Origin of the sequence: Cryobacterium cheniae (assembly GCF_004403395.1) — a bacterium.
Taxonomy (GTDB): Bacteria; Actinomycetota; Actinomycetes; order Actinomycetales; family Microbacteriaceae; genus Cryobacterium; species Cryobacterium cheniae.
Genome location: NZ_SOGN01000035.1, coordinates 303,069 through 317,031, shown reverse-complemented (window position 1 = coordinate 317,031; position 13,963 = coordinate 303,069). Strand labels below are relative to the sequence as shown.

The 13,963-nt window shown below is 68.4% G+C and carries 14 protein-coding genes; 10 read left to right on the top strand and 4 right to left on the bottom strand.

Features of this window, described 5'->3' with window-relative positions; translation table 11 throughout:
• From E3T23_RS07775 to E3T23_RS07765, 3 genes are all read left to right on the top strand, one after another.
• The gene (locus tag E3T23_RS07775; protein ID WP_134369789.1) at nucleotides 1–786 is read left to right on the top strand and encodes a glucosamine-6-phosphate deaminase; all 786 of its coding nucleotides are present in this window, start codon (nucleotides 1–3) and stop codon (nucleotides 784–786) included.
• Nucleotides 786–1,904, top strand: coding sequence for an N-acetylglucosamine-6-phosphate deacetylase (gene nagA, locus E3T23_RS07770; protein ID WP_134369788.1), 1,119 nt, complete (start codon nucleotides 786–788; stop codon nucleotides 1,902–1,904). The genes E3T23_RS07775 and nagA overlap by 1 nt, the downstream gene beginning before the upstream one ends.
• Before the next feature lie 89 nt (nucleotides 1,905–1,993).
• Nucleotides 1,994–2,470, top strand: a complete 477-nt coding sequence (locus E3T23_RS07765) for an OsmC family protein (RefSeq protein ID WP_134369787.1) — start codon at nucleotides 1,994–1,996, stop codon at nucleotides 2,468–2,470.
• A gap of 179 nt (nucleotides 2,471–2,649) precedes the next feature.
• On the opposite strand, the gene E3T23_RS07760 is transcribed toward E3T23_RS07765, so the two are convergent.
• Nucleotides 2,650–3,279, bottom strand: coding sequence for a LysE/ArgO family amino acid transporter (locus E3T23_RS07760; RefSeq protein ID WP_134369786.1), 630 nt, complete (start codon nucleotides 3,277–3,279; stop codon nucleotides 2,650–2,652).
• Nucleotides 3,280–3,551: 272 nt separating this feature from the next.
• Between E3T23_RS07760 and E3T23_RS07755 the strand changes: the two genes are divergently transcribed.
• From E3T23_RS07755 to E3T23_RS07745, 3 genes are all read left to right on the top strand, one after another.
• Nucleotides 3,552–4,862 (top strand): HNH endonuclease, encoded by a 1,311-nt coding sequence (locus E3T23_RS07755; RefSeq protein WP_166806242.1) that lies wholly within the window; start codon nucleotides 3,552–3,554, stop codon nucleotides 4,860–4,862.
• Between the two features lie 180 nt (nucleotides 4,863–5,042).
• A complete protein-coding gene (locus E3T23_RS07750) occupies nucleotides 5,043–5,699 on the top strand; it encodes a TetR/AcrR family transcriptional regulator (protein WP_166806241.1) in 657 nt (218 codons plus the stop codon).
• Nucleotides 5,700–5,782: 83 nt separating this feature from the next.
• A complete protein-coding gene (locus E3T23_RS07745; protein WP_166806240.1) occupies nucleotides 5,783–8,020 on the top strand; it encodes an MMPL family transporter in 2,238 nt (745 codons plus the stop codon).
• A gap of 135 nt (nucleotides 8,021–8,155) precedes the next feature.
• Here E3T23_RS07745 and E3T23_RS07740 read toward each other — a convergent pair whose 3' ends face one another.
• Complete coding sequence (locus E3T23_RS07740) at nucleotides 8,156–8,941, bottom strand: N-formylglutamate amidohydrolase (protein WP_166806239.1); 786 nt, start codon at nucleotides 8,939–8,941, stop codon at nucleotides 8,156–8,158.
• Nucleotides 8,942–9,198: 257 nt separating this feature from the next.
• On the opposite strand from E3T23_RS07740, the gene E3T23_RS07735 reads away from it, so the two are divergent.
• Nucleotides 9,199–9,702, top strand: a complete 504-nt coding sequence (locus E3T23_RS07735) for a cupin domain-containing protein (protein WP_134369781.1) — start codon at nucleotides 9,199–9,201, stop codon at nucleotides 9,700–9,702.
• A gap of 42 nt (nucleotides 9,703–9,744) precedes the next feature.
• On the opposite strand, the gene E3T23_RS07730 is transcribed toward E3T23_RS07735, so the two are convergent.
• Nucleotides 9,745–10,746: an NYN domain-containing protein gene (locus tag E3T23_RS07730; protein ID WP_134369780.1), complete on the bottom strand. Its 1,002-nt coding sequence runs from the start codon at nucleotides 10,744–10,746 to the stop codon at nucleotides 9,745–9,747.
• A gap of 190 nt (nucleotides 10,747–10,936) precedes the next feature.
• Between E3T23_RS07730 and E3T23_RS07725 the strand changes: the two genes are divergently transcribed.
• On the top strand, nucleotides 10,937–11,734 hold the full coding sequence (locus E3T23_RS07725; protein WP_166806238.1) for a nuclease-related domain-containing protein: 798 nt from the start codon (nucleotides 10,937–10,939) through the stop codon (nucleotides 11,732–11,734).
• A 132-nt stretch (nucleotides 11,735–11,866) separates the two neighbouring features.
• Here the strand turns inward: E3T23_RS07725 and E3T23_RS07720 are convergent, their stop codons facing one another.
• Nucleotides 11,867–12,493 carry an NUDIX hydrolase gene (locus E3T23_RS07720; RefSeq protein WP_134369778.1) on the bottom strand — a complete coding sequence of 209 codons (627 nt, stop codon included), beginning with the start codon at nucleotides 12,491–12,493 and terminating at the stop codon, nucleotides 11,867–11,869.
• 128 nt (nucleotides 12,494–12,621) lie between these two features.
• Between E3T23_RS07720 and E3T23_RS07715 the strand changes: the two genes are divergently transcribed.
• Together E3T23_RS07715 and E3T23_RS07710 are read left to right on the top strand one after the other, a co-directional pair.
• Entirely contained in the window at nucleotides 12,622–13,167 is a 546-nt protein-coding gene (locus E3T23_RS07715) for a protein-tyrosine phosphatase family protein (RefSeq protein ID WP_174843857.1), read from the top strand.
• On the top strand, nucleotides 13,164–13,949 hold the full coding sequence (locus tag E3T23_RS07710) for a TY-Chap2 family putative peptide chaperone (RefSeq protein ID WP_134369777.1): 786 nt from the start codon (nucleotides 13,164–13,166) through the stop codon (nucleotides 13,947–13,949). Before E3T23_RS07715 ends, E3T23_RS07710 begins: the two co-directional genes overlap by 4 nt.
• Nucleotides 13,950–13,963 lie beyond the last annotated feature (14 nt).

Genomic DNA, 13,963 nt, shown 5'->3' with positions numbered 1-13,963 from the left:
TTGGCTGAAGTAGTTTTTGTTGACAGTGAGGCCGCGGCGGGAACGCTCGCCGCGGCATCCATTCGCGCGCTCATCACCCGGAAGCCCGACACGGTGCTGGGGCTGGCCACCGGATCGACCCCGCTTTCGGTCTACGCGGCGCTCGCCGCCTCCCTGGCCGAGAACCCGATGGACGTCTCCCGGGTGCGCGGCTTCGCGCTGGACGAATACGTCGGCCTGCCCGCCGACCACCCGGAGAGCTACCGCTCCGTGATCACCCGCGACGCGGTCGTGCCGATCGGCCTCACCCCCGAGAACATCCAGGTGCCGAACGGCGACCTGGCCACGATCGAGACCGCGGGCGTCGACTACGAGGCGGCCATCCGCGCCGCCGGCGGCATCGACGTGCAGATTCTCGGCATCGGCCGCACCGGGCACGTCGGGTTCAACGAGCCGGGATCGTCGTTCGCGTCGATCACGCGCATCAAGACCCTGGCCGAGAAGACGCGCATCGACAACGCGCGGTTCTTCGCCTCGCCGGGCGATGTGCCGATCCACTGCATGACCCAGGGGCTGGGCACGATTCTGCGGGCCCGGCACCTCATTCTGCTGGCCTTCGGCGAGGAGAAAGCGGATGCCATCGCCGCGGCAGTCGAGGGACCGATCACATCGAGCAAGCCGGGATCCGTCATCCAGCTGCACCCGCATGTGACGGTCATCGTGGACGAGGCCGCGGCCTCCCGGCTCGAGAACCTCGCGTATTACAGGTACGCCTGGGCGAACAAGCACGCCTGGCAGGGGATCTGATGCTCATCGCTGCCGGAACCGTGATCGCACCCGATGCGGTGCTCAGCCCGGGGTGGGTGGACATCCGTGCGGGGCTGATCGTGGCCTGCGGGGAGGGGGAGCCGCCCCGCGAACCCGACCACGTCTTCGCGCAGAGCACCCTGGCGCCGGGATACGTCGACATCCATGCCCACGGCGGGGGCGGCAGCAGCTTCAACGACGCCGGCACCGACGCCGCCGTGGAGCGGATCACCGCCACCCATCTGGCCCACGGCACGACCACGATGATGGCCAGCCTCGTCACCGCCCCGCTCGACGAACTCGAGCGCACGGTGGCGGCGCTGGCGACCCTGGTGGAGCAGGGAATCCTGGCCGGCATCCATCTGGAGGGGCCGTGGCTGAGTCCGGCCCACCGCGGGGCTCACGACGAGAGCCTGTTGCGTGAGCCGGATGCCGAGACCGTCGATCGGCTGATGCGGGCCGGGCGGGGCTGCGTGCGCATGGTCACCATCGCGCCGGAACTGGAGGGTGGTCTCGCCGCAGTGACGCAGATCGTGGGCTTCGCGGCCGTGGCCGCGATCGGGCACACCGACGCGAACTATGACATGACCCGGCAGGCGATCGCCGCCGGGGCCACGGCCGGCACACACGTGTTCAACGCGATGCGGCAGGTCCACCACCGCGAGCCCGGCCCGGCGCTCGCCCTGCTGGAAGATCCGAACGTCTTCGCCGAGCTCATCGCCGACGGCGTGCACCTGCACCCGGCCATCGTGCGTTTCATCATCGAGAGCCCGTCGCGGCCCGTCTTCGTCACGGATGCCATGGCCGCCGCCGGCGCGGACGAGGGCCACTACAAGCTCGGCGCTCTCGACGTGAGCGTCGCCGGCGGCGAGGCGCGCCTGGCGGACGGCACGATCGCCGGCAGCGTGCTCACCCTGAGCGCAGCGGTGCGCAACGCCGTGCACACCGCCGGAGTTCCGCTGCACCTCGCGGTGCGGGCGGCCACCCAGAACCCGGCCGACATGATCGGCCTCCCCGACCGCGGACGCCTCGCCGCCGGCTCCCGCGCCGACCTGATCGTGCTCGATGCGGGCCTGCACGTCACGGCGACGATGCAGGCCGGCGTGTGGGTGAAATAGTTCGTTTCTCCATGCTGCATGGGAGTAGCCTGAAAGGGCGCTGGCGGTCTCGCTGAGGGCGGCAGTGCAGTTCTCAGAGGAGAGAAAACATGTCCGTCAAGCCACTCAAAGTCACCGTCACCGGAACCTCGGAATCGCCGACGAAGCTCGCCGTTTCCGTGCGCGATTTCTCGTTCGTCATCGACGAGCCCGCCATGTTCGGAGGTGAGGATGCCGGGCCCAATCCGGTCGAATACGCCCTGGCCTCCCTCGCCGGCTGCATGAATGTCGTCATCCACCTGGTCGCCAAGGAGCAGGGCGTTGACCTGCGGTCGTTGCGGCTCACGGTCCAGGGCGAGTTGGACCCCTCGCGGCTGATGGCGCTGCCCACCGAGAACCGAGCGGGCTTCGAGGGCATCGAACTCATCGCCGAATTCGACTCGGACGCCAGCACGGAGGACCTCGACGAGGTGCTCCGCCTGGCCGGACTTCGCTGCCCCGTCTCGGACAACCTGGGCAACGCGACGCCCGTCGTCGTGCGGCTCGCCGCCCCGGCAGAGCTGGAGGAAACCCTCGCCGCTGTGTAGCGACGGATGCCGTGGGCTGGGCCGGAAGGCATCCGTTTCAGCCCGCTCGGCAACCAACGCCGACCTGACAGTGCCCTATCGCCGTTCCACAGTGACGGATGTCGCGGCGCACCCTGTGGCTGCCGGCGCACGTTCCACCCTGCGCCGGCTTCCATAAGCTGCGCCGCGACGACACGCGGCTACACCCCGAGCGCCATCCCGGCTCCGAGTGACAGCATCACGACGGCGATGAAACCATCGAGGATGCGCCACGATCCCGGGCGGGCGAAGAACCGTCGCAGATGGCGGGCCCCGAATCCGAGGCCGAAAAACCACACGAAGCTCGCTGTGATCGCGCCGCCGCCCCACCACCAGCGAGCCGACTCGCCCTGCTCATTGGCCACCGAACCCAGGAAGAGCAGGGTGTCCAGGTAGACGTGCGGATTCAGCCAGGTGAGCGCGAGCATCGTCGCCACCGCGACCGGTGTGCTGATCGGGATCGGCGAGGCATCCGCCACCAGGGTGCGCGGCCGGAAGGCCCGCACCGCGGCGAAAACGCCGTAGGTCAGCAGGAACGCGGCCCCGATGACGCGGATCACGATGAGCGCCACCGGGGTCTGCTCCACCACGAGGCCGATGCCGAGGATACCCGCGAAGATGAGCGCGGCATCCGAGACGGAACAGATCAGCACCGCCGGCAGGATGGTGCGGGTGCGCCCCTCGATCCCGAGCCGCAGAACGTAGGCGTTCTGCGCGCCGATCGCCACGATCAGGGCAAGCCCGGTGCCGAACCCGAGGAGCGAGGGGAGAAGGGTGGTGGCAAGATCCATACCGGCAAATCTAAGAGACGCTGCAGAGGTAGTACAGCCAGAAGCCAAACCAGGTGACGGATGCCGTGGGTCGCGTCGCAGCTGCCAGTCGTCACCCGTAGAGTCCCTCCCGCACGCCGCACGCCGCACTTCGGTTCGTCCCCGGTCGGCGACTCCTTGAATCCGCCACGGAGCGACGCCGGCAATCCCTCCACAAAACTAGTTTGACCAGCTTATTCACACCCATGAGAAACCCTCGGGGAATGTCAGTGGCACCCCGTAATGTGACTGTCATGACCACCTCGGTGAGCACCCCCCAGACGCAGCTCGGCTCGCGTTTCGACGCGATCGCCGCCGTCGACCGGGGTCTCGCGCGGGGCTTCGCGCAGCGGGCCGACATGATCGACGAGGCCCGCCGGTTCAGCGAATCGATTGCCGCGAACACCCTCCGCAGCGCCGCCTCCCACTGGGAGCCAGCCGAGATCGCCCGGCGCGAATTCTCGAGCGAACTGGCCTGCACCCTGCGCATTCCCGAACCCACCGCCGTGGGGCTGATCGCCGAGTCCCGGGCCCTGGCCGAAGACCTGCCCGGCACCCGGGCGGCCCTCGAGGCCGGCGAGATCAGCTACCGGCACGCCCAGGTGCTGATCGGGCAGGCCTGCTCGGTGCCCGAAGCAGCGCTGCCCGCCTTCGAGGAGGCGCTGTTGCCGGCCGCGCGCACGCTGACGGCGGCCAAGCTCAAGCACAAGGCCCGCGTGCTGCGCGAGCGTCTGCACCCGGAGTCCATCACCGCCCGGCGGCAGAAATCCTTCAGCGAACGCACGTCCTGGGTGCAGGCGGAACCCGACGGAATGGCGACCCTGACCGTGACCACGAGCGCCGACGTCGTGCACTCCATCTTCGCCCGGGCGAACGACGCCGCCCTCAGCCTGGTCGGGCCGGGGGAGCCCCGCACCCTGACCCAGGTGCGCACCGATGTGATCAGTGACCTGCTGGTCGACGGTGTGACCCCGTCGGGAATCGGCAAGGGAATCCGTGCCACGGTCCAGATCACGGTCCCGGTGATGACCCTCCTCGGCCACAGCGAGGAACCCGGCTACCTGGAGGGCTACGGGCCGATCGATCCCGACACGGCCCGCGACCTGGCCTCGCGGGCGCCGAGCTTCACGCGCATCCTGGTCCATCCCGAGACCGGGGTCGTGCTCTCGGTCGGCCGTGAGCGCTACAAGGTGCCCAAGGCGCTCCGGCGGTTCCTCCGGCTGCGCGACGAAACCTGCCGCTTCGCCGGGTGCAACCAGCCGGCCCGCATCGCCGACCTCGACCATACCCACGAATGGCAAGACCTCGGCCATACCGCCCACGACAACCTCGCCCATCTCTGCCCAGGCTGCCATGCCTTGAAATCCGAGACCGGGTGGACGGTGAATCAGGAGCCGGGCGGCATCCTCACCTGGCATTCACCGACCGGGCGCCCCTTCGTGACGGAACCGGCCACGCCGATCGCCACGCCGATCGCCATTCCGGGCGCGTCACCGTCTACTGGTCCCGCAGCCGGACCGCCGAGACCCGCCCGGCCACCACTGCCCGACGAAGCACCCTTCTAACCAGCACCCTTTTGACCAGCACCGTTCTGACCTGCGGCGAGACGGATGTCGCGGCGCACCTTGTGGAAGCGGGCGCACGTTCTACCGTGCGCCCGCTTCCACACCATGCGCCACGACCACTGGAGGGTCGAGGTCCCCGTCGCGTATTCTCGACATCGACGCACTCCTCGGAAAGGCACCATGCCCAGCCCCAAACAGCCAGCCGTCCCGCGCATCGACGTGGAACGCCATCAGCGGGCTCTTCTCGCTGCGGCGGCCGATGTGCTTGCCCGCGACCCCGACTCCTCCATGGCGGATGTCGCGCAAGCGGCGAATCTGACCCGCGCCACCCTCTACCGCCATTTCAGCAACCGGCAGACGCTGCTCAAGGCGATCCAGGCGGAGGCCCTGACCCGCGCGTCGGAGACCCTCCTCGCCTGTCGCCTCGATGACGGGAACGCCCTAGAGGTGCTCGGGCGCGTCATCGGCGCGCTGGGCAAGCACGGGATGCGCTTCCGCATCATCCTGATGAAGGCCTCGGACTCCAGCCCGCGATTCCTCACCCAGCGCGACCAGGTGCTCGCCCCCGTCGTGGAGGTCGTCAAGCGCGGTCAGCTCGAGGGCGACATCCGTTCCGACCTGTCACCGGAATGGATCGTCACGGCCATGGCCTCCCTGCTGATTGCGGCGGTGCGGGCCGCGCCGACCACGAAGCAGTCCGACGTCGACGTGTCCGACCTCATCTTCCGCACCCTGGTCGGCGGGATCGCGACAGGCGGCTCCGAGTCCGAGAACACCGAGGCCGAGAACACCGAGGCCAAGAACACCGAGGCCAAGAACACCGAGGCCAAAAACTAGACAACGCTGTCTCATTTCATCTAGTCTCGGTTCAGCAGCCCGAACTGCGCTGCCGGACTCGATGAATCGGGATGGGACTCTCCGTGCTCTCTGCACTCGCTCGTATATCAACCCGCTACCGCTGGATCGTGGTCGGACTGTGGCTGGTGCTTCTCCTCGGCGCCCTGTTCGGCAGCCGGGCGATCGGCGGCACCTTCAGCAACGACCTCACCCTCGCCGGCACCGACTCGCAGGCTGCCTACGACACCCTGCGCGAGCAGTTCCCGGAACTGTCCGGCGACGGCATGCAGGCCATCGTGCACAGCACGGATGCCGCGGAGCCCGTCACCTCCCCGGCCACCCGCACCGCGGTGGAGGAGGCCGTGGCCGAGCTGGCCGCGCTCGACGGTGTCGCCGCCGTGCGCTCGCCCTACGGCCCGCCCCAGCCGATGATCTCCGAAGACGGGTCGACCGCGATGGTGACCATCCAGTTCACCGAGCGGGCCAAGGACATCCCCGCCCAGACCCTCGCCGACGCCCAGGCCGCCTTCGACGGCGTGCAGGATGCGGGGGCGCAGGTCGAATTCGGCGGCCCCGCCGCGCAGGCCGAGACCGGTCCGTCGGGCAGCGAGATCTACGGGCTGCTCGCGGCGGCCTTGGTTCTCCTGCTCGTGTTCGGCTCCCTGTTCGCCATGCTGGTCACCCTGGTCAGCGCACTGATGGCCCTCGGCGTCGGGCTCGCCTCGATCTCCATGATCGCCTCGACGGTCACCATCGGCACGTCCGGCCCGATCGTGGCCGCCATGATCGGCCTCGGCGTGGGCATCGACTACGCCCTGCTGATCGTCACCCGGCACCGCGAGGGGATGTCCCAGGGCCTGGCCCCGAACGCATCCATCGAAGCGGCCATGACCACCGCCGGTCGTTCCGTTCTGGTGGCCGGCGCCACGGTGATCATCGCCATCCTCAGCCTCTACGCCATCGGCATCCCGTTCGTCTCCTCCCTCGGGCTCGCCAGCGCCCTCGTGGTCAGCGCCACGATGCTCGCCGCCGTCACCCTGCTGCCGGCGCTGCTGGCCATCTTCGGCACCAACCTGGACCGCGTGCGGGTGCGCAAGCTCCGCAAGAAGACGGCCGGGACGGATGCCGCGACGGATGCCGCGAGCACCTCCCACCCGCAGCCCGCCTCGGGCTGGCGCGGCTGGGTCGGCGACATCCAGCGTCGTCGCTGGATCTCGGCGCTCGCCGCCGTGCTCGTGCTGGCGATCCTGGCCCTGCCGCTGCTGTCGCTCCGCCTCGGCACCGCCGACGGCGGATCCCAGGCTGCCGACACCACGCAGCGCAAGGCCTACGATCTCATCGTCGACGGCTTCGGTGCCGGCTGGGCCGGCCCGCTCCTGGTCACGGTCGACTTCGGCGCCGACTCCGCGCCGGCCGAGAACCAGGCCGCGAGCATGGCCGTGCAGTCCCAGCTGGCGGCAACGGATGGCGTCAGCGCGGTCACACCCCCGCGGCTGGCCGAGAACGGAACGACCGCGCTGTTCACCGTGATCCCCACCAGCTCACCGGACGACGCCGCCACCGAAACCCTGGTGCACGACCTGCGTGACACCGTGCTGCCGGCCGCGGCACCGGATGCGGCCGCGCACGTCGGCGGGGCGACCGCGACGAGCATCGACCTGGCCGACACCCTCCTGGCCCAGATCGGCTGGTTCATCCTGATCGTCGTCGTGCTGGCCTTCATCGTTCTGCTGATCGAGTTCCGGGCGCCGTTCATCGCGGCGATGGCCGTCATCATGAACCTGTTCGCGGTCGGCGCCGCCTACGGACCCGTCGTCGCCGTGTTTCAGTGGGGCTGGTGGCCCGCCAACCTGCTCGGGGTCGCCTCCGGCCCGGTGGAATCGTTCGTCCCGGTGATGCTCTTCGCGGTGCTGTTCGGACTGTCCACCGACTACACCGTGTTCCTGCTCAGCCGCGTCAAGGAGGAACTCGCCCGCACCGGAGACGCCGACCGGGCGGTGCGCGACGGCCTGGCCGCGACGGCCCGGGTGATCCTGGCCGCGGCATCCGTCATGGTCGTCGTCTTCGGCAGCTTCATTCTCAACGACCAGCGCACCGTGACGATGTTCGGATTCGGCCTGGCCATGGCCGTCGCCGTGTACGCGCTCGTCGTGATGCTGGTGCTCGTGCCCGCCCTGCTCGCGATCGCGGGCCGCGGCGCCTGGGGCCGCACGAAGCGCCGGCCGTCGGTGGAGGTGGAGGCGGACGCGGAGACGGAGGTCGGGCCGGTGTCCGCGCCCGCGCCCGAGCCCGAGCCGCTCGTTGCGACGGGACGAGGCTGAGGTCGCCTGCCGGATGTCGCGGCGCACCCTGTGGAAGCCGGCGCACGTTCTATCGTGCGCCGGCTTCCATACCGTGCGCCCCGACCGCGCCGTTTGGGCCACGCGCGCCCCGCGCACTCGGAGCGATGGCCAACCTCAACGAACCAGATCTACCAGTCGCTGCAACGACCCCTGCAGCGAGGCGAACCCCTCCGGCTTCCGAGTCACCGTGGCCTCATCCATGTACACGTCCCGGCGAATCTCGAGCATCACCGAACTCACACGCGCATCGGTGCGGTAGTGCTTGAGCGGCACATACGACCCCGCGAAGGGCGCATTCGCGTGCGTGTCGAGGTGAGGGAAGCATCCGTCGACCGTGGCCAGAAGGTCGACGGATGCGTGGAACGGCTCTGACCCCACGCAGAGCGGTGCCCGGTAGCCGCCGCCGTGCAGCTCATACGACAGCTCGGCTTCCGGGTAGGAATGCACGTCGAAGATCACGGCTCGCCCGTGCACGGCCAGAGTCGCGTCCACGAGTTCGGTGAACCGAGCCGAGTAGGCCTCGAAGTAGTCCATCAGCGGCTTCTCGTCGTCGGCGGACACCCGCCGGATCTCCTGGCGCCGGGAGCCGTGCGTGTACAGCACACCCATGCCCACCGCGTTCATCTCCTCGGTGTCGTCGGGGAACCGTTCGACGTCGACCGCGAACCGGGACAGGCCGTTGATGACCGCGCTCGCGCCCGTGATGGCGGCGACGAGCTCGTCGGTGAAGTGGTCGGTCATGACGTCTTTCTCCGCCTCCAACTCGGCGGGGGAGATGACGTAGGAGTGCAGGTACTCCGCCGGAATGAAGCGTCCGCCGTGCGGTGCGTGCAGGATCACGGGTGTCGTCGCCGAGTTGTCGATCAGCCGGAACAGCGCGGTTTCGTTGCGGGTGGTCATCGTGTGCCTCCAGGCCGTGATGCTCCCGGTCGGTGGTAGTCGGAAGCAGTTCAGGGTCTCAGGGGCCACCGACAGTCGGGCTCCGGGACCATGAACATGGCAGGCAGGCAGGCATCGTGCGGGCATGCATCGTGCGGGCATGGTCCCGGTCGAGTAGAGGTCACACCGGCATATCCAAACGCCGCGGGGCGGCCTAGCGTTCGAACTGTACGCGTTAGACCCGCTGACGCCGCACTCCGACACCAGGAGGAGGAATCATGAACGTGAACCGAGCCGGGTCGGCCGGCATCCGCATCAAGACTGCCCGCGCCATCGAGTCGACCGGAGACGCCAGCGCTCTGGACCGGTACATCCTTGACAGTGCTGACTCGGGTGGAGCCATCGCGGTCGTGGAACACCTGCTGGCGCCGCGCACCCTCGCGGCACCGATCCACCGGCACAGTCGGGAGGACGAGTACAGTCTCGTCCTTGCCGGGCGGCTCGGCGTCTTCGAGGACGGCGACGAAGTCGTTGCCTCGCCGGGCGACCTGGTCTTCAAGCCGAGGGGTCGCTGGCACACCTTCTGGAATGCCGGCGAAGAGCCGCTGCGGGTGCTCGAGCTGATCGTGCCGGGCGGAATCGAACAGCTCTTCCGCCAGCTGGCCGAACCGGGTGGCGAGTACGACCCGGCGACGCTCCCGCCGCTGGCGGCCGAATATGGCGGCGAGGTCGACTTCGAGGCCACCATGCCCCTGATGCAGCGGCATGGGCTCGTGTTCTGAGCTGCGGCAATCCCTCACGACGCTGGTGAGAGACCGCCCGGCTCAGCCGCGCAGGCGCAGCAGGACCGGGCTGGCCGGACTTTTCTGCTCGACCTCAACGACCGAAGACCGAGATTTCAGAAAATCAGAAAACTGGGTGAAGCCGAGCGCCCGCTCCTGAAATGAAGGGTCCATTCGTTTCATCTGGAGCTCCAGCGCCGATGCGTGTTGCCACTCCTGGTCGTTCTTCGCCAGCAGCTCCATCGCTCGCAGGAGCAGCGGAGTCGCCGCCTTCCGGGCAGTGGGCGTGGGCGTGGCATCGGTTGTGAGTGCGGGCACCGCGGCCGAAACGAGAGGAAGCGGAGCCACGGATGCGGCGGCATCCGTCTTCTTGGCTGGAACCTCCTTGGCCGGCGGGATCGGGGGCGCTGGCGGGGGCGCTGGCGGGGTCGGGGCCGAGGGGGTCGACATCGAAATCAGCGTCGCCGCACTCGTGACCCCGGGCAGGGAGTCATAGTCGGCGAACTCGTCGCAGGCGGCCGCGAGCGTACTGCTCGTCGAGCCGGACACGCCGATGCCGATGACGTAGCGGCCCAGCCTCCGGCAGCGCTGGGCGAGCGGGACGTAGTCGGAATCTCCGGCGACGATGACGACGTGGGTGAGGTCGGTGAGCCGCAACACGTCCTCGACGACGTCGATGGCCAACCGGATATCCGCGCCGTTCTTCAGCGACGAGACGGTCGGGAACAGTTGCGTCAGGTCGACAGCGCGGTCGGTGAGCTGGCGCTGGTACCTCGCGTTGACCGCCGCCGACCAGTCGGCGTAGGCGCGACTGACCACGACTGACCCGAACGACGACGCATAGTCCAGCACGGCGCCCACATCGATCATGGCCTGGTGGATGCGCGCGGTCACCTCAGCGTCGGCCCTCGGGTTCGACGACACGTGATTGCGCGCCTTGTCTTTGGCGAACTGGTTCTTGCCGTGCAGCTGGTTGTAGCGCGAGATGACAATGTTGTCGAAGTCTAAATAGACGCCGACTCGTTCGCGGGACTGCTCAGCCATCCGGTGCTCCTCATAGGTCGATGCCGGTGACGAGCATCGCGCCAGTCCCCCCCGCCAGTCAGTCTCTCAGAGATGGGTAGCCGGCGTTGCGAGCCCGTTCTGGGGATGCCGCCCACGCGACACCAGACCACACCAACCGCTAGATTCAACGCGGGGGAACGGGGGAACCATGACTATTCACGCGCAAACAATGAGGCAGCAGTTCGCGGCCCAGGCGGTCATCGAGGAGTTGCTGCGGCAGCACGCCGATACGCCACCGCGCAGCACGTTCGCGCGGTTCTGCGGCAACTCTCCGTTGCGCAGCGACAGCGTCAGCTGGTATTTGGGTGCCAAAGGCGAGATCGTGGTCGGCCAGATCCTCGCGACTCTGCCCCTGGAGTGGACGTCCTTCCACGCCCTGCCGATCGGCAAGAAGGGCTCGGACATCGACCACATCGTCATCGGCCCGGGCGGCATCTTCACCATCAACACGAAACACCACGCGGGCAAGACCGTCTGGGTGGCCGGGCGGGGCCTGATGGTGTCCGGCCAGAAGCAGCCCTACATCCGCAACGCTGAATACGAAGCCGGCCGGGTCACGAAACTGCTGAGAGAACGGATGCCGCTGCTCCCGGCCGCGCAACCCGTTCTCGCGCTGGTCAACCCCAAGTCGCTGACCGTCAAGGTGCAGCCGGATCAGGTGAAAGTCACAACCGCCGCTGCCCTGCGTCGCTGGCTCGTGAAGCATCCCGTGGTTCTGAACGCCGGTGACCTGGCGGAGCTCGCCGCGGTCATCGACGATCCGGCGACGTGGCCGGCCCCGCTGTTCCCGCCGACGGAGAACGTGCTGGCTCGCTTCAACGCGCTCGATGCCGAGGTTCTCGCGGCGCGATCGCGGCGGAGAGTGTGGAGCTTCAGCGGCACACTCGCACTTTGCGCGGCAGCCTTCGGCGCGTGGCTGCTGCTGCCGGCCGTGCTCGGCGCCGTCCTGACGGGCGGGCCGCAATGATCAGGCAGGTTGTGAGCGAAACCGCAGTGCTCGTCGAAACCTTGCATGCATCACACGCGCACCATTTCTGAGTCTGTGGTCAGCGGGGTCCGTCCGGTCGGAATCTCACGGCGCTGCCAGGCGAAGGCCGCCTCACCCCGCCGCGTGCCGGAACAGCTTCGCCGGCTTGCCGACGACGCCCTGCTGGTAGGCATCCGTCTCCACCAGCTGCCCCAGCATGTGCCGGCGGAACGTGTCCTTGCCGAGCGGCTCGCCCGCGATCGCCGAGTGCAGCCGCAGCAGCTCGAGCAGCGTGAACTCCGGCCCGAGCAGCCGCTCGGGGTCGGCGAACGCGCGATACGAGGCACGCAGGGTGTCCACCGCCATCTCGATGATCTTCTTGTGGTCGTAGACCGTGCCATGCACCTCGGTCACGGGCGTCAGGTCGACCTGGGCGACGGATGCCTCCGGCACCACCACGAGGTGCGCCACCGACATCACCCAGCCCCGGTTATCCCGGTCGGGGTCATCGAAGACGTGCAACTGGCGCGGGCGCAGCCCCTCGATCCGGGCCTTGTCGCGCAGGGACCGCAGCACAGCCTCCGCCAGCGCCTCCCGCTCGTGCACGAACGTACCGGGAAGGCGCCAGCCGGTGTCATTCCGCACGAGCGCCACACACAGGGCGCCGTCCTTCACCGTGAGCACCGCCGTGTCCACCGCCACCGACGGGCGCGGATAGTCGGTCAGGAGTCTCTTTGCACTGTCTCGATACGTGGTCACTAGCTAATTGTCGCAGGGTTGATCTATGTTGGGAATAGATCAAGTCTGATCGAATCAAGACCTGAATCAAAGGGGACCAGATGAACCAATACCGTGCATCCGCAGATGGAGAACGCCAGGGGGTAGGCATGACTCTCACACGTCCGGAACGCTTCGACTATGCCTACCTCGGTGACGTCTCCACCCTGATCCGCCACCCCCACGACGACAACATCTGGCTCGGCGCGGCCGGAGCCCTCGATGCTCTGCCGGCCGAGATCGACGCGGTGGTCTCGCTCTGCCGGGTGGGCAGCAGGCAGGTGCCGGCGCGCATCCGTCATCACCTGCAGGTGCGACTCATCGACAAGGATGACCCCGCGGAAAACCCTGATCTCGACGTCGTGCTCGTCGACACCGTGAACGCGATCGCCGCGCTGCGGGCGGAGGGCCACACGGTGCTGCTGCACTGCGCGCAGGCACAGAGCCGCACCCCGTCGGTCGCAGCGCTCTATGCCGCCCTGCACCGGGGCGTGCCAATCGCTCGGGCGCTCGCCGAGGTCGTGTCAGCGCTGCCCGCGGCGGCGCCGAAGCGGTTTCTGCGCGAGGCGATTGTCCGGCTGAGCGCCACCGGCACCGAACCATTCCCACAGACGGATGCCGCTGCACACGTGACCACCGAGGAGACAACAGCATGAGCGACGCGGCATCAAACGATTCCGGCAACAACTTCGTGACCAACGACGACGATGGCGAAGGCGGGGGAGACGGCTTCGAGGAGTACAACCCGCCCGCCGACCGCTTCCTCACCGCGCAGGTGTGGTGGATCGCGAGCGAACTGGTGCGGCGGCATCCGCACCTTCGTGTTTCCGGCCACGAGGTCCCCGGCGACGGCCGCCTGGTGATCGTGCATGATGAGCAGGACGGCATGAGCATCCAGTGGGATCTCGTCGGCGGCTGCAAGTACCTGGTCAACGGCGTCGTGACCCGCATCAGCTGGATCGAGATGATGGCCGCCATCAGCCCGCACGAGACCGTCAAGCGCATCGAGGTGGCGACCGGCCTCGGCATCCCGAAGGCCACCCCGGTCACCACGCCGCGGTCGCTGACGTACCGGGTGATCGCCAGTGCGCTCGCCACCGCGGTCGACGACCGGCACGAGTGGTGCGCAGTGCCTGCCCCGATGATGCCGACTGACGAACCCGACTGCCCGTATTTCCGGTCGTTCCCGACCGCGCTCGAGGCGCGCGATGCGTACGCGCGAGCGGCGCTCCAGCTGGTTGTGGCGACCGGACGCGGCATCCACTTCTTCCAGCCGTTCTGGGCGCTGCTGCGCAACCTCGAGCCGATCGCGATCTTCGATGCGGCCGGAGTGATCCACACGGTGATGGGCGCGACCGAGCTGATGCCGGCCTACGAGTACATCGACCGCAGGCTCGCCCTCACAACGGCCCGCGTTCTGGGCCCCTACCTGCCGTAAAGACACCCGATCCA